The 21,722-nt window shown below is 38.2% G+C and carries 26 protein-coding genes; all 26 read left to right on the top strand.

From position 1 onward, the window contains the following. The first annotated feature begins 10 nt into the window (after positions 1 to 10). The 26 genes from ATHE_RS12415 to ATHE_RS12280 all read left to right on the top strand — a co-directional run bounded on the left by ATHE_RS12415 (position 11) and on the right by ATHE_RS12280 (position 21,693). Positions 11 to 1,714, top strand: coding sequence for an Athe_2463 domain-containing protein (locus ATHE_RS12415; RefSeq protein ID WP_015908781.1), 1,704 nt, complete (start codon positions 11 to 13; stop codon positions 1,712 to 1,714). 324 nt (positions 1,715 to 2,038) lie between these two features. Next, positions 2,039 to 2,449: a hypothetical protein gene (locus tag ATHE_RS12405; RefSeq protein WP_015908779.1), complete on the top strand. Its 411-nt coding sequence runs from the start codon at positions 2,039 to 2,041 to the stop codon at positions 2,447 to 2,449. Then, positions 2,449 to 3,054 carry a hypothetical protein gene (locus tag ATHE_RS12400; protein ID WP_015908778.1) on the top strand — a complete coding sequence of 202 codons (606 nt, stop codon included), beginning with the start codon at positions 2,449 to 2,451 and terminating at the stop codon, positions 3,052 to 3,054. The genes ATHE_RS12405 and ATHE_RS12400 overlap by 1 nt, the downstream gene beginning before the upstream one ends. A gap of 17 nt (positions 3,055 to 3,071) precedes the next feature. Further along, positions 3,072 to 3,758, top strand: a complete 687-nt coding sequence (locus ATHE_RS12395; RefSeq protein ID WP_015908777.1) for a hypothetical protein — start codon at positions 3,072 to 3,074, stop codon at positions 3,756 to 3,758. Between the two features lie 9 nt (positions 3,759 to 3,767). Next, positions 3,768 to 5,264 (top strand): AAA family ATPase, encoded by a 1,497-nt coding sequence (locus ATHE_RS12390; RefSeq protein ID WP_015908776.1) that lies wholly within the window; start codon positions 3,768 to 3,770, stop codon positions 5,262 to 5,264. Further along, positions 5,257 to 5,700: a prepilin peptidase gene (locus tag ATHE_RS12385; RefSeq protein ID WP_015908775.1), complete on the top strand. Its 444-nt coding sequence runs from the start codon at positions 5,257 to 5,259 to the stop codon at positions 5,698 to 5,700. The genes ATHE_RS12390 and ATHE_RS12385 overlap by 8 nt, the downstream gene beginning before the upstream one ends. Beyond that, on the top strand, positions 5,688 to 6,506 hold the full coding sequence (locus ATHE_RS12380) for a hypothetical protein (protein WP_015908774.1): 819 nt from the start codon (positions 5,688 to 5,690) through the stop codon (positions 6,504 to 6,506). Before ATHE_RS12385 ends, ATHE_RS12380 begins: the two co-directional genes overlap by 13 nt. A 16-nt stretch (positions 6,507 to 6,522) precedes the next feature. Continuing rightward, positions 6,523 to 7,107 (top strand): CpaB family protein, encoded by a 585-nt coding sequence (locus ATHE_RS12375; protein ID WP_015908773.1) that lies wholly within the window; start codon positions 6,523 to 6,525, stop codon positions 7,105 to 7,107. 14 nt (positions 7,108 to 7,121) lie between these two features. Beyond that, positions 7,122 to 7,829, top strand: coding sequence for a ParA family protein (locus tag ATHE_RS12370; protein WP_015908772.1), 708 nt, complete (start codon positions 7,122 to 7,124; stop codon positions 7,827 to 7,829). Next, positions 7,774 to 8,964 carry a CpaF family protein gene (locus ATHE_RS12365; RefSeq protein ID WP_015908771.1) on the top strand — a complete coding sequence of 397 codons (1,191 nt, stop codon included), beginning with the start codon at positions 7,774 to 7,776 and terminating at the stop codon, positions 8,962 to 8,964. Before ATHE_RS12370 ends, ATHE_RS12365 begins: the two co-directional genes overlap by 56 nt. 5 nt (positions 8,965 to 8,969) lie before the next feature. Next, positions 8,970 to 9,881 (top strand): type II secretion system F family protein, encoded by a 912-nt coding sequence (locus ATHE_RS12360; protein WP_015908770.1) that lies wholly within the window; start codon positions 8,970 to 8,972, stop codon positions 9,879 to 9,881. A gap of 8 nt (positions 9,882 to 9,889) precedes the next feature. Further along, positions 9,890 to 10,681 carry a type II secretion system F family protein gene (locus ATHE_RS12355; RefSeq protein ID WP_015908769.1) on the top strand — a complete coding sequence of 264 codons (792 nt, stop codon included), beginning with the start codon at positions 9,890 to 9,892 and terminating at the stop codon, positions 10,679 to 10,681. A gap of 1 nt (position 10,682) precedes the next feature. After that, positions 10,683 to 11,213, top strand: a complete 531-nt coding sequence (locus ATHE_RS12350) for a hypothetical protein (RefSeq protein WP_015908768.1) — start codon at positions 10,683 to 10,685, stop codon at positions 11,211 to 11,213. Between the two features lie 28 nt (positions 11,214 to 11,241). Further along, entirely contained in the window at positions 11,242 to 11,685 is a 444-nt protein-coding gene (locus ATHE_RS12345; protein ID WP_015908767.1) for a hypothetical protein, read from the top strand. A gap of 20 nt (positions 11,686 to 11,705) precedes the next feature. Further along, positions 11,706 to 12,176, top strand: coding sequence for a single-stranded DNA-binding protein (locus tag ATHE_RS12340; RefSeq protein ID WP_015908766.1), 471 nt, complete (start codon positions 11,706 to 11,708; stop codon positions 12,174 to 12,176). A gap of 63 nt (positions 12,177 to 12,239) precedes the next feature. Then, entirely contained in the window at positions 12,240 to 12,761 is a 522-nt protein-coding gene (locus ATHE_RS12335; RefSeq protein WP_015908765.1) for an HD-GYP domain-containing protein, read from the top strand. A 16-nt stretch (positions 12,762 to 12,777) separates the two neighbouring features. Then, positions 12,778 to 13,248 carry a metal-dependent hydrolase gene (locus ATHE_RS12330; protein WP_015908764.1) on the top strand — a complete coding sequence of 157 codons (471 nt, stop codon included), beginning with the start codon at positions 12,778 to 12,780 and terminating at the stop codon, positions 13,246 to 13,248. A 121-nt stretch (positions 13,249 to 13,369) separates the two neighbouring features. Next, positions 13,370 to 13,744, top strand: coding sequence for a RusA family crossover junction endodeoxyribonuclease (locus ATHE_RS12325; protein ID WP_015908763.1), 375 nt, complete (start codon positions 13,370 to 13,372; stop codon positions 13,742 to 13,744). Then, complete coding sequence (locus tag ATHE_RS12320) at positions 13,726 to 14,097, top strand: DUF7768 domain-containing protein (protein ID WP_015908762.1); 372 nt, start codon at positions 13,726 to 13,728, stop codon at positions 14,095 to 14,097. The genes ATHE_RS12325 and ATHE_RS12320 overlap by 19 nt, the downstream gene beginning before the upstream one ends. A gap of 304 nt (positions 14,098 to 14,401) precedes the next feature. After that, positions 14,402 to 15,817 (top strand): RRXRR domain-containing protein, encoded by a 1,416-nt coding sequence (locus ATHE_RS12310; RefSeq protein ID WP_015908761.1) that lies wholly within the window; start codon positions 14,402 to 14,404, stop codon positions 15,815 to 15,817. 68 nt (positions 15,818 to 15,885) lie between these two features. Next, complete coding sequence (locus ATHE_RS12305) at positions 15,886 to 16,128, top strand: Veg family protein (RefSeq protein ID WP_015908760.1); 243 nt, start codon at positions 15,886 to 15,888, stop codon at positions 16,126 to 16,128. A gap of 6 nt (positions 16,129 to 16,134) precedes the next feature. Further along, on the top strand, positions 16,135 to 18,342 hold the full coding sequence (locus ATHE_RS12300; RefSeq protein ID WP_015908759.1) for a M23 family metallopeptidase: 2,208 nt from the start codon (positions 16,135 to 16,137) through the stop codon (positions 18,340 to 18,342). Between the two features lie 112 nt (positions 18,343 to 18,454). After that, positions 18,455 to 18,667, top strand: a complete 213-nt coding sequence (locus tag ATHE_RS12295) for a LexA family protein (protein WP_015908758.1) — start codon at positions 18,455 to 18,457, stop codon at positions 18,665 to 18,667. Between the two features lie 242 nt (positions 18,668 to 18,909). Next, the gene (locus tag ATHE_RS12290) at positions 18,910 to 19,761 is read left to right on the top strand and encodes a tyrosine-type recombinase/integrase (RefSeq protein ID WP_015908757.1); all 852 of its coding nucleotides are present in this window, start codon (positions 18,910 to 18,912) and stop codon (positions 19,759 to 19,761) included. A gap of 65 nt (positions 19,762 to 19,826) precedes the next feature. Then, the gene (locus tag ATHE_RS12285) at positions 19,827 to 20,807 is read left to right on the top strand and encodes a HaeIII family restriction endonuclease (RefSeq protein ID WP_015908756.1); all 981 of its coding nucleotides are present in this window, start codon (positions 19,827 to 19,829) and stop codon (positions 20,805 to 20,807) included. Positions 20,808 to 20,853: 46 nt separating this feature from the next. Next, positions 20,854 to 21,693 carry a DNA adenine methylase gene (locus ATHE_RS12280; protein WP_015908755.1) on the top strand — a complete coding sequence of 280 codons (840 nt, stop codon included), beginning with the start codon at positions 20,854 to 20,856 and terminating at the stop codon, positions 21,691 to 21,693. Positions 21,694 to 21,722: the final 29 nt, after the last annotated feature.

Raw genomic sequence — 21,722 nt, 5'->3', positions numbered from 1 at the left:
AGGTGCAGTTATGAGTTTAAAATCAAGATTTCAAAGAGCTGTTGCTTTTTTGGCAACAGCTCTACTTCTGTTTTCTTTATGTTTTGTGCATCAAAGTGTAACAGCAGATGTAGGGAAGTACGGCGACCCAGACACAAAAAAAGTACCAGCGGATACAATCAAGAATTTTTTGACCCCTGTAGCTCTGTATAAGATTGAACACGGTATAGGTGGATATGGAAAGAAGATAGAGGTAGACGAAAAAACTGGCAAAGAAACGCTTTACTACGTATTTCCCCTTAACAGAGAGCTATCAGCTCTGCACAACGGACTTCCCATATACGGTTCACCAGAAGACATAAAAGCAAACTTTGACTATTCAGAAAGACCTGGTTTTAAAGAAGACCCAAACGGAGCATACTGGGCGGTGAAACAGGGGGATATATACGTTCCTGCAAAACCGAACACTCCTGACGCTGTTCGTGGATGGTTCAGATACGCAGGGGTGTCTGACTTTGGTTTGCCTCTTACAGAAATAAGATTTCCGCCAGATGTGTCTTACAGAGCTGTAACGAATAAAGTCAAAATCTTAAGAGATCCGTGGAACGACTCGATTGCTAGAGACATAAGCGAAGTCGCACGAGCGTATTATGAAGGGAACAAACCAAATAACTTAGACCAGATGTTTGAAACATGGCTCAGAGACTATATGTATACTGATATGAAAGGACAGACACTCAGAGATGCACTTTTGCAGGCAGGTCTCAACCCTGATAACTATGGAGAACTCAAACATTATGTCATGCCAGTAACAAACCAGAGTGGAGAGGCAGCGGCTGTTGTTTTGATACTGCAGTATCCGGACAGACAAATAGTTTACAGAACTTATGAAAGAGTAGAAAGAAACAATCCATATAATTTTACGTTGACCACAATCCCCGGCTCAGGTGTTCCTGTATCAAGCAAAATTTCATACAAAGCTAAAATCAAATTTGACAGGAATGTTATCTATACAAAATACCATCCCACAGTGTCAAGAGAAGCAATAGACTCAAAACGACATTCGTATGTGAAGATAGATGTCAGGATCTGGGATATTGGGTATTACAGAAAAGTTCCTATTTATGAAAAGAAAACAGAATATGATGATGAAGACAACCCTTACACTGCAGTGGTATTAAAAGGTTACAATCTTGAGTTTGTACCTGCGACAGAAGTCAGATACAAAGACCCATATGCAAGAGTTGTAAGGTACAGAAATGCAGGAATTAGATACGAATACCCTTACAAAATTGAAAATCTACAAGTTGGTTCAAACTCTATAAGTTACACAGTATATTTCATGTTTGAAAAAGCAGGAAGGTCAAACCCAAATGAAGAATCATATATTACGGCTATAAACTATAATTCATCAACAGACAGCAAAATATTTTTCCCGTTTGAAGTAAAAATAGACAATCAGTCATTTGAGGTCAACACACTTGTAAAAGACAACGTGCCCATAAACACGTTCACAGCCACTTTAGTAGACCCACCCGGCCCTGACAGAACAAAGATATACAGAGTACTGCACTTAAGAGAAAAGAGAACAGAGAACTGTGTGCTGACAACTAACGGGCAGTTGAGCTTTACTGCACAAGTAAGTTACTTAAATGCAACACCCCAGATTGGTATTTTTAGAACAAGCGACGCAAGCCTTACATGGTCTATTGAGAGAAATATATATCCGCAGTAGACAGGGAAGGTAGAACACCTTCCCTGTTATTTTTTTATACATTTTGTAGAGGAGGTGAAAAGGGATGCTAAAAATGTTTGCAAAACTTCACACAAACCTTATTAAACTTAAGAAAAACACAAGAGGCGAAGGTTTACTTGTTTTTCTCGGACTCATTGTCATCATCATAGTTATTCTTGGCATAATATATGCAGTCGCTCCCAATCAATTTCAAAGTATCATTAACCGGGTATTCCAAACAATCAGCTCATGGTTTGGCGGCTAATGAGAGGGAAGTCTTTTATGACTTCCCTGCTTTTTTTATGAGGAGGTGAAAGGAAAAACATGAAACTTCTGAAAAACACAAAAGGAGAAGGGATACTGACGTTTATAGCAATGCTGCCGTTTGTAATACTAGTGCTTCTTCTGGCAGTGCAGGTTGTTATAATAGGGTATTCCAAGATAGCGCTGCAGCACACCGCAAAAGTAGCAGTGGAAAAAGCAATAAGAGAAGAAGAAAGCAAAATAGTATCGACGGCTATACAGACTGCACAGTCAACAGGTTCAAGTCTTTTATACCAATTTTCAGGAAGAAGCACAATAACCCCTGAAGGAGATACCTCACCAGGAGAAATATTTACAGTGAAGATAGAATACAACTTTCCAAAGTTTAGCGTGATAACATCCATATTCAGAATACCAGCTGATATGACAGTAAAAGCACAGGCATCAGCAGTTGTACAGGAGGTGCCATAATGCCAGGTCTTAAAAAAACAGTCTGGCTTATAACCACCTTTTTTATTCTCACTGGTATTTTTCTGGGGGTTTTGTTATCCGAAAGGCGTCCGCAACTTCCCCAGCTTGTAAGGACACAGCAGCAAAAAACAGAAGCAACATCAAATCAAGAAGAATGGAAAAAAGAATATGTGAGAAGCAAATACAAGCTTGTTCCCGCATACGACACAACAAAAAGGTATGATATAGAGATTTTAGTCGCAAAAGGTGGACACAGTCTGGCAAAAGCAGAAGATATGGCAAAAATACTTGTAGCTGACTTACGCATAGAAAACAACTGGGTAGTGTTCAAGCAAAACAAAAAAGAAATAAAACTCATGCTCGAAAATCCAAAAGCTGTAGGTTGGGCAGTAGCAAAGGACAATGAGCTTAAAAAAGCAGAGTTTAGACTCCCCTACCCTGCAAGAAAGCTGGACGGTAAAATTTACGTGCCCGTCAGGTCGGTGTTAAGACTTTTCGGTTATGGAGTGAGATTTGAGAAAAATACAGGGCTTATATACTTTGGCTATGGCTTGAAAGTGGACGACATGTGTCTTGTGTTTGAAAGGTTTGTCGACCAGAAGTAAAGGAAGGACTGAAAAAGATGATATATATAGCAACAGGTTTTGCTGAGTTCGATATAAGGCTTTCTTCAGAAATAGAAAATTCAAAAGTGATATTCTACCGGGACTTTTTAAGACAGACAGATGACTATTCAGTAGTGGTAATTTCGACATTTTTCGACAGGCATACAAATAAGGAAGAAGACCGATCAGAGTTTATAAATCTCTTGTTTTCGTTGCGTGCAAGAGACAAAAGAGTAATTTTGCTCGTTGACGAAGATGAAAGAGAAGTTTTAACAAGTGCACTTGCACTTGGGATATACGATATAGTTATGTATCCTGCTGAAGTTTCAGATGTGGTTTACAGAATAAAAAATCCAGCAACTTTTTCAAGCGTTAAAAGCCTGTTTGAAATGCTCAAAGTTGTTGAGCATGTAGGTTTTGAAGATGTCCTGAAGGTAAAGGACACATTCAAAGAGAGGTTTAAAACAAGAGCAGAACAAGAGTGCGCAAAACAGAGTAACATGGAAGATATAAAAGAAAAAGAAGTAAGTGAAGAGGTAAAAACTACTGGCAAGGACACTTTCATACAAACAGGCTATGAAGAGGATATAAAAAGGATCTTAGCAGGGGTGCTGAGATTTCTGGGTGTAAAGAAGATACCATCTGATATTTACGAAATGCTTGTTTTACTTGAAGACTCAATAGCAGACACGTATAAAAAGTGAGGTAAGAGTATGGGGAAAATAATTTCGATATTCAGTCCAAAAGGTGGTGTGGGGAAGACAACTCTGACACTGGCACTTGCAGAGGTTTTGCAAAAAGAAGGTAAAACACTTGTTATAGAGTTTGACTTTTCACCGGGAGATTTTACGACTTTGCTTGATGTTGACAAGAACAAAAACATAGAAGTAGCCTGTGTGCATGGATTGTTATCTAGCATTCAAAAACCACAGAACAAAGAATATTTTGTTGTTGCAGGCGGTTTTCCTGAAGTTCATGAGAAGATAGATCCAAAACAACTTAAAAAGATTATCAATGAAGCTCAAAATGAATTTGATTTTGTGCTTTTTGATATTCAGCCAGGGCTTGTTGAAAGAGCTGTTGATGTGTTAAATGCAAGTGACAGGGTGATTGTAATAGTAGAAAACAATCAACAGGTTATTTTGAGGTTTGCAAGAATCATAAGATATCTTTCAACGAGGATGGTTCTTTCGAAAATTTTTGTTGTGGTAAACAAAGCAAATAAAGGACAAAAAATTTGTCTGCCAGAAGATATAACAGGGGAAGTAATCCCGTGGTGTGGCAGACTCCAAGAACCGTGGGATAAAAAAATCGTTTTTCACACAGAAAAACTGAAACAAAAACTATTCGAACATGAGTTTACAGATACACAAAAGCTAATTGGTTTTATGAATGAAACGCTCAAAAAATACAATATTGAAAATACACAGCCAAAAGAGGTGGAAAGCGAAGTGATATATATCATGACAGGAATACAGAGCCTTGATGACCTTCTCAAGAACAAGTTTGCAGATTTTGTAACAGAGGATATTGCAAAATCAAAAATACAGGTTCTGGTGTGTGAAGATAAGCAAAAGATAGATGAAGCAGCAGAAATCAATGGTTTTAAGATAGTTTTAACATCTCCTGAGTTTGAGAAGTACGCATACGAAAAAGGGTTTGAATATGTATTTGCAGGTGCAATTGAAATTCCTAAAATTACACATGCAATAGAAGATTTAATTTCGAGAACGACAGCAGAACCTGAAAGAAAATTGATTAAAGAATTGAAAAGTGAACAGATAGAAAATCCAGAACAGGTAGTTGAACCAGAACAGATAGAAGAAAAACCCGACGAAGATTCATTTTCCAACCCAGTAGAAGATTCAGAAGAAGAACTTTTTGCTCAAGATTTGAAGCAGGAAGTTAAAAACATAGAAGAAAAAAGTACTTCGACAGAACAAACAGAAAATATGCAGGATGTAGAAGTTTTTATTTCAAATCTATCTTCTGCCGTCACTCAGCTAATATCTACAGAGGTTAGTATGTTTTTAAAAGAACACAGCAAGAACATGAAAGATAATCAAAAGTTAAAACAGGAAATAACAAAGCTACTGGAGGAAAATCAGAAATTAAAAGAAAGAATGGCAGAGCTTGAGGAAAAACTCAAGAAACTGAGCAAAATAAAAGAACTCATAACAAGTTTGGCAGGTGGTTTGTTGGATGAGTAAAGTTATACTTTCTGTACTGCTGATATTAATACTTTCATTTGCAGCAGTATATGATTTTAAAAAGCGTGAAATACCAAATATTGCAGTGGTGCTTTTGCTTTTTGTTGCAGCAGTTAAAGTTATTCTAAACAGGAACTTTGGCAATGTAATTATATTTGCGATATATACTCTTTTCCTTCTTGCAACATACTTTTTTTCAGAAAAGAGAGGCATATATCTACTGGGAGAAGGGGATATAAAACTTTTATCAGCACTTTCATTATATTTTGGGTTTGATTTTTTAAAGGTTTTGCTTCTCACATGTATATCTGGATTTGTAGCAGGATTTATAGCAGGCATTGTGAACAAGACATATCTCGAAACATATGTTCCACTTGCACCGTTTGTTTTTGCAGCAAGTATTATTGTTGAGGTGGTTAAAAAATGGTGCTCATAATCACTAAAAATCCACTTACAGTAGAAGTTTTTTCAAAGACAGCAGGTCAAAACTTTGAAGTTGCGATGTCTTTAGAAAGTGCTTTTTTGAGAGTAAGAAAAAAGAATTACAGCGCAATAGTGGTAGATGAAAAGGATATAAGCAGTTATTTGTTTTTGAGTGAAAATGTAATGTCTTTGAAAACATTTCTTGCAAAGAGAGAAGAAAAACAAAAACACAGTGTCAAGATAAAAACTCCACAAACAATTGCAATAACAAGTTGTAAAAGCTCTGCTGGAAAAACTGAACTGATAAAAAAACTTATAAGTGTTCTATCCATGTACAGGATATTGATTTTGGACATGAACTTTTACGATGGGGGGAGTGATTTAAGTTTTGAGTTTGAACTGCCTGTTTTGCCCCACCTTGGCTGTTTTTTGAAACAAAAAGGAGATTTGAAAGAAAGGTTTTTTGCGTGTGTGTATCACCTTTATGAGAATGTGGATATAATTCAAGCGCCCCCAAACCTTTCACTTATACAGGATTTGAGAAAAGAGGATTTAGAAAGAATCATTTCTTTTGCAAAAGAGAATTACGATGTTATTATCTTCGAAATTCCGCATTTATCTAAAAGAGAAGATTTAGTTCATACTGCTCTTAAAAACTGCGACAAAAAAGTTGTGGTAATTACCGGTCTTAATGTTGAACTTGAAAGATTAAAACACATTAACGCAGATATTGTTATATCAAAAAACAGTGTACCGGAATTTTTTAGTGACAGGTTTGAAGTAATCACTTTTAAAAGTTTTTACAAAATACTGAAATGAAAGGAGAGAGTAAGATATGAAAAACAGGGTGATAAAACTTGCTGTGATACCTGCTGTGCTTGTTGCACTGCTTTCATACATTTTTATTTCAAGGCAGACAAATATGATTCAAATACCTGTTGCAAAAAACTTGATTCATCAGGGGGAGATAATAAACGACAATGATATAACTTTTCTAAAACTTCCGTCGTATGCACTGCCACGGGGTGTAATTAAAGAAAAAGAAAAGCTTGTTGGCAAACGTGCAGGTGTAACAAGAGTTGCGGGTGATTTTTTCTATGATGATGTAATAAAAACCGTATATGTGCAGGTTTATGAAGATGAGACGCTGATTTGTGTAAACATCCCAGAACCGCTTACCCAGTTTATAACAGAAGGAACAAAGCTAATAATCGCAACAACATCTACATCAAACTCTGGAGTACCACCATTTGCTGTAGAAGACGCAGAAGTTGTATCGCTTCTGTCAAAGACAACAAACAATATGGTGAGCGGTTCAAACACAAGATATGCAATTGTAAAAGTAAAAAAAGACCAGGCAGTACAACTTGCGTATGCTCTAAAAAACGGGGATTATACTGTTGTCATCCAGAAGCAGTAAAGGAGAGATAAAAAATGCTCATTTCGATATTCAGTCCCAAAGGTGGCGTAGGGAAGACCACAGTAACCCTTGCTCTTGCTGAATCACTCTCAAAAAATCACAGGGTTTTAGCTTTAGAACTTGATTTTTCGCCGGGCGATTTTATATCACTACTTCCCTCGCTTGACCCTAAGAAAAATATTCTGACATACAAACACGACATTCTGTCAGCAGTACAAAGACCACAGGGGAAAAACTTTGATGTTGTAGTAGGGGGATATCCGGGTGAAGACAGGTATATTAAAAGAGAAGACATTACAAGGTGCGTGGAGATTTTAAAGTTCAAGTATGAATATGTTATTGTCGACATACAACCGGGTATTGTTGAGCTTGTAGTAGACGTTTTGCAGCAGTCAGACAAGGTACTTGTTGTGGCAGAAGAGAATTTTATAACCCCTGTGGCAAGAATAAACGCTCTTTTGGACTGGGTGCAGGTAAATAACCTTAGCGATCTTAGAAATTTTGTTTTTATACGCAACAAAGTTACGAACAAAGAACTTGTATATATTGACAAAGTAAAGCATTCGTTAAAACTTGTGCATGACGTGCCGTTTTACAAAAAACTCAAAGGATATGACGACAAAAGACTTCAAAAGAATATAAGAAAGCTTGCGGGGGTGTTGCAAAATGGGACTTTTAGAGAGAATAAAAAGTCATTCTTCAGAAGAATTTTCAACATATGACGAACTTTTAACATATGTCAGAAACAAAGTTCTGAGTAGCAGTCTGGATGTTGCAGGTAACCTTGACCTTTTAAAAGAGTTAACAAAACAATACGTCGATAAGTACTATGCAGAAAACTATTTAGGACTTGCACAGCAGCATATTTACGATTATGTTTACAATATGTTATTTGGACTCGGACCAATCGAAAAGCTTTTAAAGTCCCCAGATGTAACTGAAATATACGTGATGGGGACAAAGATATACTATATAGAAAACGGACTCAGAAAAGAGTTAGAGGAAAAGTACCCAAACGAGGCTGAAACACAGCGCGTTATCGAAAAGATAGCAGCAACAGCAAGACAAACAATAAACATTCAAAACCCTGACATTGACTGTGAGCTTTACGATGGTTCAAGAGCGTTGTTAGTCATTCCCCCAGAAAGCGTTCAACCCTATATCACTATCAGAAAACACACATCAAAATTAAAAACTCTTGAAGAGCTAAGAAGCGGTTATATAAACTTTGAAGACTGGATGATAGACTACTTTAAAAATGCTGTGCGCAGCAGAAAAAATATAGTGGCAGTAGGTCAAACTAACGCTGGCAAAACTACTTTTTTAAACGCTCTGACATATTACATTCAAACAAATCACGTTGTTGCAGTGCTGGAAGACACCCACGAGGTCGAACTTCCTTTGAGGTACGTTTATTATTTCAAAACAAGAGAAGGAAACGAAGAACTAAGACCTATAACGTGGAGCGACATAATACTAAATTGCCTCAGAGCAAACCCCGACAGAATATTTATAACAGAAATACGAACCCCGGAAGCAGCGTATGGTTTTCTGGACGCACTGAACTCTGGACACAGGGGAAGTCTCACAACCATACATGCAGGGTCAACTTACCTTGCTCTGCAAAAGCTTGAAATGAAATTAAAAGAGTTCAATCCCAACCTAGATGTTCGTAACATGAGGATTTTAATTTCAAGTACAATAGACGTATTAGTATTTTTGGACATTGCAGAAGATGAAACTGGAAACATTCTGGGAAGAGTTATTAAAGAAATCGCAGAGCTAAAAGGGCTGAATAGCGATGGGACTTACAAGCTTGATTATGTATACAAGTACGAACAACAGGAAAAGAGGTGAAAAGTTTGCTAAGTCTACTTTTAGGAATCATAACCTTTTTCGTTCTCTTTCTGTTTTTAGCGTACTATGAAGAAAAGGTGTATGAAATCCGTAAAAAGCTTTCAAGACAGCTAATAAGACCTGATGAGAGTTTACAGAAGTATACTTTTTTTGGGTTTCTTGGTGATATATACGACAGGATTGACAGACAACTCAAGAGCGCAGAAGTAAAAATCTCAACCGACGATTTTATAATGTACTACCTGTACTTTGCAGTTTTTTGTTTTGTACTTGCAGTGATTTTAAATCAGCTAACATACTTTGTAGTTTTAATTGTAAGTTCTTTCATAGTGATAAAAATTATTCTTGACTATATGTCTACAAGCAAGAGGTTCAGGTTTGAACAGAGGTTCGGGGAGTTTACACAAAATGTTGCAATAATGCTGAAAGGAACACCAAACTTAATGGCTGTGCTTTTTCAAGCTAAGGAAGAAGAGCAAGACTTGAGACTTAGAAAGGAAATCGAAACAATTTTAAGTGAAGTACAGTCAGGAACCACTTTAGAGCAGGCACTGAAAAACTTTAAAGAGAGGAACAACTTTTCGAATATAGTCAGCACGTGGGTTGACAGCGTAATATTTGCAAATTTGTCGGGTGCGTCGATTTCAGATGTCTGTATGAATGCATCAAGAAAAATAAACGATAAGCTCTCCCGTGCAAGACTTATAAGAAAGAAAACAGCAAGACTCAAAAGTGTAATGATTGCAATAGTTAGTATAATTTTAATTACCCTTGGCATGGTTTTATTTCTCTTCCCAGAAGCCAAAGAAAGTTATTCAACTGCTGGCGGGAAAATAATCCTTGCGTTTGTGCTTTCTTTAGTTATTGCAAGCACGTACTACATGCTCAAAACTGCAGATGACGTAGCAAAGAGGTGAGGAAAAAGGTGAAAATCACGCTCAAACCACTGAAAATTAAGAAATACGTAAAAAGGTTTGAGAAAAACCAAAAAGCAAAAGATATTATAGAAAAGCTTGACAGGCAAATAAAAACTGTATTTGGAGTGGACGTTGAAATACAGAGTTTGAAGCGAACACTATTTGGGTTTGCGGTGCAAGACGTTTACGATTTCATTTCAATTGTCTTTACGTTCTTTTTAATTTCTTGTTTGCTTTTTGCATTGTATACGAGGATAAGTATTTTGTTTGGGCTTATTTTTCTGCCATCAGTAACGGCAATGCCGATTGCGGTTTTAAGTATAAGAACAAAAAAATTTAAAAATCAATTTAAACAGGATTTGCTTGATACAATAGAAACAATGATACAGGGATTCAAGTGTGGGCTTGTGGTTGAACAGGTTCTTGAGTACATTTCTGAGTCCCAAGAAAATTTGGTAACACCATTTATAAGAGAAATAAATTTAAGACTTCTGGCAGGACAGAGTCTTAAAGAAGCAAGTCTGAAAGTAAGCCAAAAGACTCTGTGTAGCGAATTTGAAAAGATGTGCAGGATATTTAACTTGCGCTCTGTTACAATTTCACATATATCCGAAGCTCTTTCTATGCTCGCACAAAACATATACGAAGAACAGAAAACAGAAATAGAAACACTTGCAGATAAGCTAAATGTCAGGTTTACTTTGATTATGCTTGTAGGTTATGTAATTCCATTTTTGATACTTGTAACATATCCGCTTGTTATGATGATGACAAAATACAGCTTTTTTGGAGGGAGCTAAAATGAATTATATAGTATTTAAACTGCTGGGACTAAATTTTGTAATTGAAGCGATAGTCATGCCAGCAGTCCGATTTATATTCAGGTTTAGAAAGATGGGAATATTCTTTTCATACTTCCCAGCCTTAAATAGAATTGTACAGGACATAAAATGGCGGGATTTGAAAACATTTAAGAAATTAGATTGTATTGCTGAAAGAGAAAAATTTAAAGAAACAGTAAAAGAGGCGGTAAAAAGTTCTCTTGCAGCTATTAATAAGGCAAACATTAAAAGAGACAAAGTGATTATAAGAACCAACAGGTTTGTTCATTCTATAATGGAAGAGCTCAGGCAAGAAGGAGTTTTAGAGTTTGAAAAGGTAAGGAAATATAAAACAAAAAGGCAAGTATCAGAAAAACTTCAGCTTGTGTCAACAGCAAAAGTGTATAAATATTTGTTGAACAAAAAGTTCTGGCAGTGGATACTCAGAAAAGAAGAAATCTGTGTATATGAAATTCACCTACCACCTATAGAGGTGGAGACTTCTTGTTAAATTTTTGTTAAAATGAGGGGTTATAAAAATGTGGAAGTTTATAAAAGCTCAGAAAGGTGATGCAAATCTTATTTTAATGTTATCAATGATGTTTCTTTCTGCGATGCTTGTTGCGATTACTTTTTTTGTAATACTTCTAAGTAGTGAAACGCATCACATAAACGACATATGTCAACTTGCAATTGAAAAGACAGCATATATACTTGTAACACAAGGAGGTGATACATCATCAGACAATGAAAATGTTTTAGGTGACAATCTCATAGTTGAAGAAAGGTTAAGGGAGGAATTATCTAATCTACTTTCTGCACACAATATGAATTTAGTAGCGGCTGATATAAGTTTTAACGGAAAAGAAGTAACAATTACAGGGACAGTAAATGTTCGGACAAAAAATCCTTTTGGAAATTCCTCAGAGAAGAGTATAAACTTTAAATACAAAGGACGATTCAATAAAAACTATGGTATGTAGTAGAAAGGAGAGATTTTAAGATGAACGAATGCACATTTTTTGGAAGGCTAACAAAAGACCCTGAAGTCTTTACAACACAGAGTGGTAACAAACTTGTCAGGATAACAATTGCTATGGACAGAACAGTCAAGGGAGAGAAAAGGACTCAATTTATCCCATGCATAGCTTTTGGAAAGAATGCAGAACTACTTGAGCAGCACTACAAAAAGGGACGTGAAATTTTGGTCAAAGCAAGAGCTGAAAATGCAAGAGGAAAAACAAAAGATGGTGTGGAATATCCCACTTTCAGGTTTGTGATTGAGCGTTTCTGGTTTGCAGGTTCTAAACTTAAGCAGCAGCATGAACAGACTGCAGTAGCAGAAACAGTAGAATCCGAAATTTCTGAGGATGAACTGGAAAAGGAACTGGAAGAGTTCTTTGAAGAAGACCAAAACTTTGAACCACCAGTAGAAAACGGTGTTATCCCAGCAGAAGAAGATCTGCCATTCTAAGCAGGGTTTTTAACCCTGCTTTTTTTGTTGTCCACTTTTTTAGAAGGGAGTGCAAAAGGTATTATGCAAAAAGCACTGAATCTGCTTTTGCAAAACATGAGCGAGAAAAACGCAACACTACTTACTCATTCGCTGAACGTTGCAAAACTGTGCACTATAATAGCAAAAAATCTGGGAATGGACGAAGAATTTTATTATACCGCTGGACTTTTGCACGATGTCGGGAAACTGCTTGTCCCCAATGCGCTTTGGGATAAGTCCATTGCAATAAGCAGAGAAGAGTTAGAAATTTTCAAAAACCACAGCAAATGGGGAGCAGAACTTCTAAAAATGCTGGGTTTAAATGAATTTTCTGTGATTGCACTGCTCCACCATCAGGATACATCTGATTTGCCACTACCTGTGCAAATCGTAGCTGCTGCTGATAAATATGAAGCTATGACAAGCCTTTGGCGACAGTATAAAAAACCAGTTTCCCACAAAGAAGCAATTGATGAACTGTGGAATATGGGTATATTCCAGCCAACAGTCATAGAAGCTCTTGCTATTGCTCAGATGGAACTCATAACAAAAAAGGAGAACTAAAGCCGGAGGGGGAGATATGAGAGGCTATACCCACTTGGCTTTTGCCCTTGCAGCAGCCAGCAGTATACAAGTGCTTGCCCACAGGAGTGCTTTGTCTCTCGAAGTAGCAGTGGCAGGAATATCAGCACTCCTGCCTGATATAGACCATCCAGATTCGCTACTGGGAAGGAAAATAAAACCAATTTCATGGCTTATAAACAAACTGCTTGGGCACAGGACAATTACACATAGCCTTGATTTTGCGATTGGTCTTTGTGTAGTTGTGCTTTTAAGCTCCAATTTTAGCTACTGGGCGTGGATGTTTGTGCTGGGGTATATGTCCCACCTGATACTGGACAGTCTAACACTCAGCGGTATAAAACTTTCTATGCTTCGACAAAATTCGACAATTGGCTTTAAACTTGTTAAAACAGGCGGAGTTGAGGATACCGCAATCTTTATCGTTTGCTTGCTCATTTTGAGTTTTCTCATAACAAAACATGCCTGAAATACCATTTATACTGCTGCTTTTTAGCACATCCCCTGAATAGGGACGTGTTTTTTTATTTTCTGCGTTTTTAGGTGCTCGTTGCGGGGCAAGATAAACCGGTTTCAAGGGGGTATAAAAGGTGGCGTATTTTAAAATCGAAATTCAAACAAAACCTGTGCCGAAAGCCCGTCCCAGACTGGGTGCAAACGGCAGGATGTATACACCGAAAGAAACAAGAGAATTCGAAGAACTCATTGGCTGGACTACAAGAAGTGTTGTTAGAAAACCTATTGAAAAACCTGTAAAGGTTAATATCGACGTGTATTCAAAGACGAGAGCAGATTTTGATAACATAGCAAAAGCTATTCTGGATGGGCTTAGTGGCGTGGCATTCATTGACGACAGACAGGTTGTAGACCTGCGAATCAGAAAATTAACACCGGTAAATTGTGAAAAAATTGTAATCAGTATTAGAGAAGCAAGGAGTGTTTTAAAGTGCAAAACTTCAGACTGAAAGTATATATCTGCTCCCCATACAGAGATAACCCGGAAGAAAACAGACAAAAAGCTCTGCAATATTGCAGAAAAGCTTTTGACGAAGGTTATCTGCCTATCGCTCCACATGTGTATTTTCCCCAGTTTTTGGATGAGAACACAGAAAGAGAACAGGGTTTGGAAATGGCTTTGCAGTTGCTTCTGGAATGCCAGGAGCTCTGGGTGTTTGGACCTGAAATAACAGAAGGCATGAAAAGAGAAATAGAGTTTGCGAAAAAGTTCAAGATACCAATCAAATGTTTCTATTTCAGGAAAGTGGAAGAGGTCAAAGAAATCCTAAAAGGGAGTGTTGTGCAGGATGCGCAGAAATGACACACCACAGATTTTCATAACGACTTTTTTTCTCAAAGAAACTGTCAACTACCACCCCCCTGAAGAGGCGGTGGCTTGCTGGCAAGGGTGGACTGCCGGTGAGTCTGCCTGCTGGCAGGTAGTTGAACGTGGGTGATGCTGTAGCAGAACCTGACGTTCCGGGACGACACTCCCAGTTCCGGGAGACAGCGGTGCAATCCCGCAGCCTTACACAGGGTGCTACAGCACGCCTCAGGGAGACCTACCACCTTCCTTTTGGAAGGTGCCCAGATCATAGGGCTCCTGAACAAGGAGGGAAAGAATATTGGTAATCTTCACCGTTGACAAACATGGAAGACCAGGACACCCAACAAGAAGATTTGATATGGTAAGAAAACTGGTAAAGCAGGGTAGAGCAAAAATCATCGGTGGTGGAGCTTCTGGCAAACCACCGGTTGTGATGTTCCTCGACAGGGAGTTTGACTACTCCAAAACGATAGAAAGACGTCTCTTTGTAGTACTTGACCCGGGATACCACCACATAGGCTTTGCAGTATGCGAACTTCGCTGGGGCGTATTGATTGTCTACTGTATAGGGGTTTTAGAAACAAGAATCCCTGAAATTAAGGACTTGATGACTAAAAGAAGGGGATACAGACGAAACCGCAGGTACCACTCAAGGTGCAGAAAAAAACGAATGTCCAAAAGACATAGTAGGGTCCTGACAAAATTCAAAGCACCAAGAAATGTAAGGACAAAGGATAGAACAAATGCAACACTTAGACATGGCATAGAAACCCACCTCAACCTTTACAAAAAACTCTTAAAGTTCTTTCCATTCCCAGCAGAGCAGGTTGTGTTCGTTATGGAAGACAACATCTTTGATGTCAGAACAATGACATGGGGTAAAACATATGGTACAGGGTATCAAAAATCACCCAGAGTTCCAGCAGAGAAGAAGTGTATTATCTGCGGTACAGAAGACAATCTGCAGAAGCACCATTTGATACAGCGTAAATGTGGTGGTACAGACGTTCAGGAAAACCTGGTGTACCTGTGCAGGGACTGTCATGAAGATGTCCATGCTGGAAGAGTGTATATACCGGTGGAAGGTGTCAGGCAGTGGCGTGCACTGGGTACGATGAATGCGATAATAGGTCAACTGCGTGAAATACCATGGCTGAAGTTCGTACCTGCATCTGACGCGGCACAGATGAGAAAAAAACTGGGTCTTAAGAAAGGACATGCAAACGACGCTCTGGCAACAGCAGCGGTCTTTTGCAGCTGTACAGAAGCTGACAGAACACACATGATTGAGCTAACCCTGGTAAAGTTCAGAAGACACAACAGGGCAAGAATACATGCTGTAAGAGACAGACTGTACAAGGTTGATGGTAAGATTGTGGCGAAGAACAGACGTAAGAGGACAGACCAGAAAGAACCGTCCTTTGCAGATATATCACCATTGCCACCGGAAATTCAAAGAAAACTCAAGGTATATCCCGGTACAAAGATTCTTAACCCGCTGCGAAAAGAAATGCCGACTATAGCGGGTGATGTATGGATTCACGAACCAACAGGCAAGAGGTTTGTAACAACAGGTGTGGTATCCCAGAAGTATTTGTATTCGCCACAGCTAAAAAAGATAGTGGGAAAAATGTACGTTCAACCAGAAGAATGCAGGCAGGTACTCCATAACGAAGGAATGGTTGTTATGTACAACAGTCTATACCACAGTTAAGAACCCACTTGTTGCCAACAGCGCATTCATCTCCATCTTAAAGAAAATGGAGTCTTCTGCGCTAGTTTGTGATAAAAATCGGTCAAAAGGTTAGAGTTAACAAAGTTCCATATACTACTGGACAGGGTAGATATACAGAACCATCCGAACCACGAGAAGGTGTTGTAATAGCAAAGTATCCCAGCTTTTTCGTTGTCCAACTAAAAAGCTACAGGGAATCTTTCAGATATACAGACCTTCTGGATGGAACAGTAGAAATCACAAGAGAAGAAACCGATGCTTTTAGCTGGCTTAAAGCATTAAGGGGGTAATGAACCATGTTTGGCTACAATCAGGAAAAAGCAAAACAGGTAGCAAAGGCATATGTCAAACACAAAGCAAAGTCGGTTTTAGTGAAGTTCCTAATGAGCAAACCTGGATTAATAATAGCAGGAATACTTCTGCTGATTTTACTGATTCTTGGCTCCATACAGGCATTTATCGAAGCAGGAGAAATCTCCAATAGACTCGACGATGAGCACAATCAAAAACTGCAAAAAGACGTTGTTGACATCGCAAGGAAAAAGTCAGGCAACTTACTGGATTACTATGGCACAGACGAAAATCTGGCTTTGAATGCAGCGTGGGTCATGAGTTATTACAAATACCTGCAGTTCATGAACAAAGCAGACATAACAGAAGCCAAGGACTTTGACGAAGTAGCGAAAGAGCTGGCAAAACAGGGCATTAAAAGCGCTGTCAATCAGATTCTGCCACAGTGGTACATCTACCGCAAAGTCAAGGGTGAATTATCAGACCTGGCTGAGCGTATGAAACCAAGATTCCTGTACATCAAAACAGAACGCAAAACTGTTACTACAAAACTTTTGCACTACTCAATGCCAAGAACATATTCCTACACAGTTTCTAAAGAAGTCTACAACCCTGAAACAGGAAAATATGAAACCCAGACAGAAAACAAAAGCCAGACTGTTACCGTGAAGTGGACTGAAAAAGTTGAAATTACCGAAACACAACCTATCTGGCTGATAGTTGCTGCTGACACAATCAAACAGCGCTATACATTCAGCTACGATATCAACGAATACAAGCGCACATACCAGAACAATGTGCCCCAGAAAACACAGAAGACAAAAAGCCAGGACTTAAAGTTCGATTTTGACCCAACAAAATTCATTGAGAACAAGAACTGCTTACATGCATCCGACCTGGGTATCAAATCTACATTTGAACTCAAAACCAATTTTGATAAAACAGACAAAGACATGAAACCTTCCACCAGCAGTAAAACATTGGAAACATCCTCAGAAACAGAAGAACCCGCATTTTCTCCAGAAAAAGGAGCAACAAACATAAGTCACACTGATGGAGAAAAGAAACTTGAAAAAGAAGAAGTACTGCAGGTAATTGAAACTGTCCCCGAACTCAATGGGCAGAACTCAATTGGTAAGGAATATGAAAGGCTTGAGGAGATGATAAAAGAAGACAACCCTGGTGAGAATATTGAACTTGCCAAATCAATGATTATCAACACCGCAATGAGTTTCATAAAAGGCACAAAAGATTTGAACTGGGTATTCAGTGACATAAACGATTACATGAACGTTGGTGGATATGTAAACTGTTCATACATTCCCGCACAATTCCTGCCAATGTTCCAGGAAGCAGAAAAACTGATGGGTATCCCATACTGGTTTTTAGGGGCAGTATCGTTCAGGGAAAGTTCATTCAATCCCAGCGCAAAAGCAGAGAACTACGATGGCGTAGCAATAGGTCTCATGCAGGTACAACAAAAACACTGGAATAGCAGGGTAGAAGCATTCAAAAATGCATTCCCGGATGTAACCATCACAGGCGACATAACCAATCCAAGAGACCAGATTCTAATAGGTACATGGACACTGTACAATAGTTTCAAAGAAATGGGAATAGACCCAAAAACAGTGGACTGGCAGGGTGATGGATGGAAAGAACAAGTAATCCCTGCTCTTGCTGGTTACTGGATGGGTGTTAACGGTGCGAAACAGTGGGACGCACCTCGAAACTTCGCAAAAACAAGGAGTGAATACGCACCGCCGCTCATCGACCAGGCACAGTTATATAAGTCTGTAAGTGAAATGCTAACGAACCCGAACGTGGCAAAACCGATCGCAGGAGAAATTTATATCACGAGTCCGTTTGGTATGCGATATCACCCAATTTCCCACGAATGGAAAATGCACACCGGTATAGACATTGCAACAACTTACGGACAACCCGTTTTTGCTGTTCAGAATGCAGTAGTCAAGTTTGCAGGTTGGATGAACGGATATGGTAAGACTATTATCTTGCAATCAGGGGAGTATGAGTTTTACTATGCACATCTGGCCGAGATAAATGTTCAGGTAGGGCAGGTGGTAAAGAAAGGCGATGAAATAGGCAGCGCTGATTCAACAGGATATTCTTCTGGTAACCACCTGCATTTTGAAATTAGAATCAATGGTACTCCAGTGGACCCACTCACAGTCCTTGGCAACCTTCAGTAGGGCTGCAGAATGCAACTTCTGCAGCCTTTTCAAAAAACGAACTTGTGTTTGGTTAGTTTTGAGTGTATAATAGAAATAGCAAACAATTGTTTGCAGAAAGGAGTGTCTGCTTATGCAGGTATTAACAGAAAGACAGCAACAAATACTGAATGCTATAACAAACTACATTAACGAAAAGGGTTATCCACCCACCGTTAGAGAACTTGCTGATATGGTTGGTATTAAGTCTTCATCTACTCTTCATGGACATCTGCGAAGGCTCGAAAAGAAAGGTTATATCACAAAAGAAAAAGGAAAGCCACGTACAATCACAATTAACGGATAACAAAAATATGGAAGGCTGGAATAGTAGAACACCTGGCTTCCAGTACCTGCTGGAAGCCTTTTTTTCTTTCAAGAGGTATGAATTTTTGCAACAAAAGAATCATTTCGTTGCAAATCATACACCAAAATGATATAATCTCCCTGTATAAAATGTCTTATCCGCAACAAAATTTGCAAATAAATTCGCAACAAAATCGGAAGAACTACATCATGCTTGCAAACTTCTTCAGGGGGTAATTAAAAATGCAGGAATTTCACAACTGGCTTCTGGGAAAAGGTAAAATGGAAAGTACAGCAAAAACATATATCAGAGCCGTAGAAAACTTTTTAAAATGGTACCAGGAAAGCTACGACAGAGAGTTTGACGGAAAAGTTCTGCCTCTGCACATCAGAAACTATAGAAGCTATCTTATGACCGTTAAAAAGTTGAATGCTAAAACAATCAATAACAACTTGTCAGCAATAAAATCATACTGCGACTTTCTCGTAGAAAAAGGACTCATTGAAACCAACCCTGTTTTAGATGACTACTTTATTGACGTTCAAGAGCCTGGTGTATCTCCTGCCAAGTTAGAAAACAAAGACTTCAATAAGTTGGAAGAAGCTGTTGTTCACTATGGCTCTGCAAGAGATATTGCTATATTCTACACTCTTGCTTACACAGGTGTAAGGGTTTCTGAACTTTGCAACATCCGGCTTAATGACATCGTCAAGGATGAGCTGATTATTTATTACGGCAAAGGCGGTAAACAAAGAAAGATTCCTTTAAACAGGACTGTCAGGGAAGCAATTGATAACTGGCTTAAAGAAAGAGGCAAATATAAGTACTCTCACCTTGATTACCTCTTCATTTCCGAGAGGGGAAAATTGGACAGAAGCACAGTGTACAGGATAATCAAAGAATACTGTCGTATAGCTAAGATAGAACCAATAGGACCACACCAGCTGAGACATTATTTCTGCAAGCGAGCTCTTGAGAAGGGATTCACTATCACAGAGGTTGCTGCACTTGCTGGGCATTCGAGAATTACTACTACTCAGATATACATTAATCCTTCCATGCTAGAGTTAAAAGAAAAAATAGAAAGGTTGTAGTACTTTTCAATTTGCCTTCCAACATGATAAAATAATCCTAAACCTTCGACAGAAGGAGTTTTGAAATGGACCAAACCGCAAAAGGAAAAGCCTTCGAATATGCTTGTATCATAGAGTTCGAAAACTACTTGAAAAATGAAATCCAACAAAAAGTTGTTATCCAGGAAACAAGAGCTCTTAAAACTGCTGAACGATTATTTTTAAAACAGAGCGATGAAGAACAAAAAAATATGTTGAAGGCTGCTAATGCAGCAGCAAAAATCATTTCTAAATGTGAACCACATTTAGTTTGTAAAAACCACACGAATGAAATAATTCTCAGATTGCAAGAAGATGCTGCAGGGCAACGTGGTGATGTAAGAGATATGTTAGCTATAAGAATTTTAGAACCTGCAACAAAATGGGAGATAGGTATAAGTTGTAAACACAATCATTTGGCTGTTAAGCACCCACGTCTTTCCCCAAAATTGGACTTTGGTAAAAGATGGCTTGGCATTCCTTGTTCTCAAAATTATTTTGACGAGATAAAAAAAGTTTTTTCCGAAATTGAAATACAGATGAGAGAGAAAAAATGCTGGAATGAAATTGAAGAAAAAGAAGAAATGGTATATGTCCCTCTTCTAAATGCTTTTGTCAAGGAATTGATAAGGATAGAAAAAGAGAATAAAGGACTTGAGGAAACCATACCTTCCAAGTTGCTTAAATATTTATTAGGAAAAAATGACTTTTACAAAGTAATTTCTCTTGAGAATACAAAAAGTACTATGGTTCAAGCTTTCAACCTTAACGGCCTTTTAAATCAACCTTGCTGTGATAGAAAACCTGAATTTAAAATTGGTCCGAAATTAAAACTGCCTACTAAATTTCAAAACATATACTTCAAAGAAGACTCTAAGAATACTGTTCATGTAGTGTGTGATAACGGTTGGACTATTTCCTTTAGACTCCACAACGCTAGTTCAAAATTAGAACTCTCTTTAAAATTTGACATCCAACTAGTAGGTCATCCCCAAAAACTTTTTTCTCACATTGAAAGTTGGGAGTAAAAATTGTAACTGTGGTATAATAAAGATTAGGTAGGTGGTTTTAACAATGCTCAAAAACGTTCTTCGATACCCTGGTGGAAAATCAAAAGCATTAAAATACATATTACCTAACTTGCCTGTTGGTTTTAGAGAATACAGAGAACCAATGGTTGGTGGTGGAGCAGTTGCCCTTGCAGTAAAACAACTGTACACTAATGTTAAAATAAAAATCAATGACCTCAACTACGACTTGATTTGCTTTTGGAAACAATTAAGGGATAACCCTGTACAGTTAATAGAGGAAGTTAGTAAGATAAAGGAAAACTATAAAGACGGACGAAAATTGTATGAATTCCTTACATCTCAAAACGGTGGTGGTGAATTTGAGAGAGCAGTAAGATTTTATATTCTCAATCGTATTACATTCTCAGGTACAGTAGATTCGGGTGGATACTCTCAGCAATCTTTTGAAAATCGCTTTACATGGAGTGCAATAAATAAACTTAAACAGGCAGCTGAAATTATCAAGGATTTTGAAATATCCCATGGAGATTACGAAAAACTTTTATTTGAACCGGGCAATGAAGTATTTATTTTTTTAGATCCACCTTACTACAGTACCACTGAATCTCGCCTGTATGGAAAAAATGGAGACTTGCATTTAAGCTTCGACCATGAAAGGTTTGCCTTCAACATAAAAAAATGTCCTCACCTGTGGATGATAACGTACGATGATTCACCTGAAGTCAGAAAACTATTTAAATTTGCCAATATTTACGAATGGGAATTACAGTACGGCATGAACAACTACAAACAATCAAAAGCAGAAAAAGGAAAGGAACTTTTTATAACCAATTATAAATTGGAGGAACTACGTCAAAAAGAAAAATACGCACTTGGTCTGTAGGCAGGGTCATCTCAAGCCCTGCCTTGTTT

Source organism: Caldicellulosiruptor bescii DSM 6725, assembly GCF_000022325.1.
GTDB lineage: Bacteria > Bacillota > Thermoanaerobacteria > Caldicellulosiruptorales > Caldicellulosiruptoraceae > Caldicellulosiruptor > Caldicellulosiruptor bescii.
This window is presented reverse-complemented; position numbering and strand designations above follow the sequence as displayed.

Bases quoted from the DNA above. Each gene is read 5' to 3' on its own strand.
- ATHE_RS12375 (WP_015908773.1), top strand. From the start codon at position 6,523: ATGAAAAACAGGGTGATAAAACTTGCTGTGATACCTGCTGTGCTTGTT.
- ATHE_RS12285 (WP_015908756.1), top strand. From the start codon at position 19,827: ATGGACCAAACCGCAAAAGGAAAAGCCTTCGAATATGCTTGTATCATA.
- ATHE_RS12280 (WP_015908755.1), top strand. From the start codon at position 20,854: ATGCTCAAAAACGTTCTTCGATACCCTGGTGGAAAATCAAAAGCATTA.
- ATHE_RS12330 (WP_015908764.1), top strand. From the start codon at position 12,778: ATGAGAGGCTATACCCACTTGGCTTTTGCCCTTGCAGCAGCCAGCAGT.
- ATHE_RS12370 (WP_015908772.1), top strand. From the start codon at position 7,122: ATGCTCATTTCGATATTCAGTCCCAAAGGTGGCGTAGGGAAGACCACA.
- ATHE_RS12400 (WP_015908778.1), top strand. From the start codon at position 2,449: ATGCCAGGTCTTAAAAAAACAGTCTGGCTTATAACCACCTTTTTTATT.
- ATHE_RS12295 (WP_015908758.1), top strand. From the start codon at position 18,455: ATGCAGGTATTAACAGAAAGACAGCAACAAATACTGAATGCTATAACA.
- ATHE_RS12300 (WP_015908759.1), top strand. From the start codon at position 16,135: ATGTTTGGCTACAATCAGGAAAAAGCAAAACAGGTAGCAAAGGCATAT.
- ATHE_RS12290 (WP_015908757.1), top strand. From the start codon at position 18,910: ATGCAGGAATTTCACAACTGGCTTCTGGGAAAAGGTAAAATGGAAAGT.
- ATHE_RS12405 (WP_015908779.1), top strand. From the start codon at position 2,039: ATGAAACTTCTGAAAAACACAAAAGGAGAAGGGATACTGACGTTTATA.
- ATHE_RS12340 (WP_015908766.1), top strand. From the start codon at position 11,706: ATGAACGAATGCACATTTTTTGGAAGGCTAACAAAAGACCCTGAAGTC.
- ATHE_RS12380 (WP_015908774.1), top strand. From the start codon at position 5,688: ATGGTGCTCATAATCACTAAAAATCCACTTACAGTAGAAGTTTTTTCA.
- ATHE_RS12345 (WP_015908767.1), top strand. From the start codon at position 11,242: ATGTGGAAGTTTATAAAAGCTCAGAAAGGTGATGCAAATCTTATTTTA.
- ATHE_RS12335 (WP_015908765.1), top strand. From the start codon at position 12,240: ATGCAAAAAGCACTGAATCTGCTTTTGCAAAACATGAGCGAGAAAAAC.
- ATHE_RS12390 (WP_015908776.1), top strand. From the start codon at position 3,768: ATGGGGAAAATAATTTCGATATTCAGTCCAAAAGGTGGTGTGGGGAAG.
- ATHE_RS12395 (WP_015908777.1), top strand. From the start codon at position 3,072: ATGATATATATAGCAACAGGTTTTGCTGAGTTCGATATAAGGCTTTCT.
- ATHE_RS12415 (WP_015908781.1), top strand. From the start codon at position 11: ATGAGTTTAAAATCAAGATTTCAAAGAGCTGTTGCTTTTTTGGCAACA.
- ATHE_RS12365 (WP_015908771.1), top strand. From the start codon at position 7,774: ATGGGACTTTTAGAGAGAATAAAAAGTCATTCTTCAGAAGAATTTTCA.
- ATHE_RS12385 (WP_015908775.1), top strand. From the start codon at position 5,257: ATGAGTAAAGTTATACTTTCTGTACTGCTGATATTAATACTTTCATTT.
- ATHE_RS12350 (WP_015908768.1), top strand. From the start codon at position 10,683: ATGAATTATATAGTATTTAAACTGCTGGGACTAAATTTTGTAATTGAA.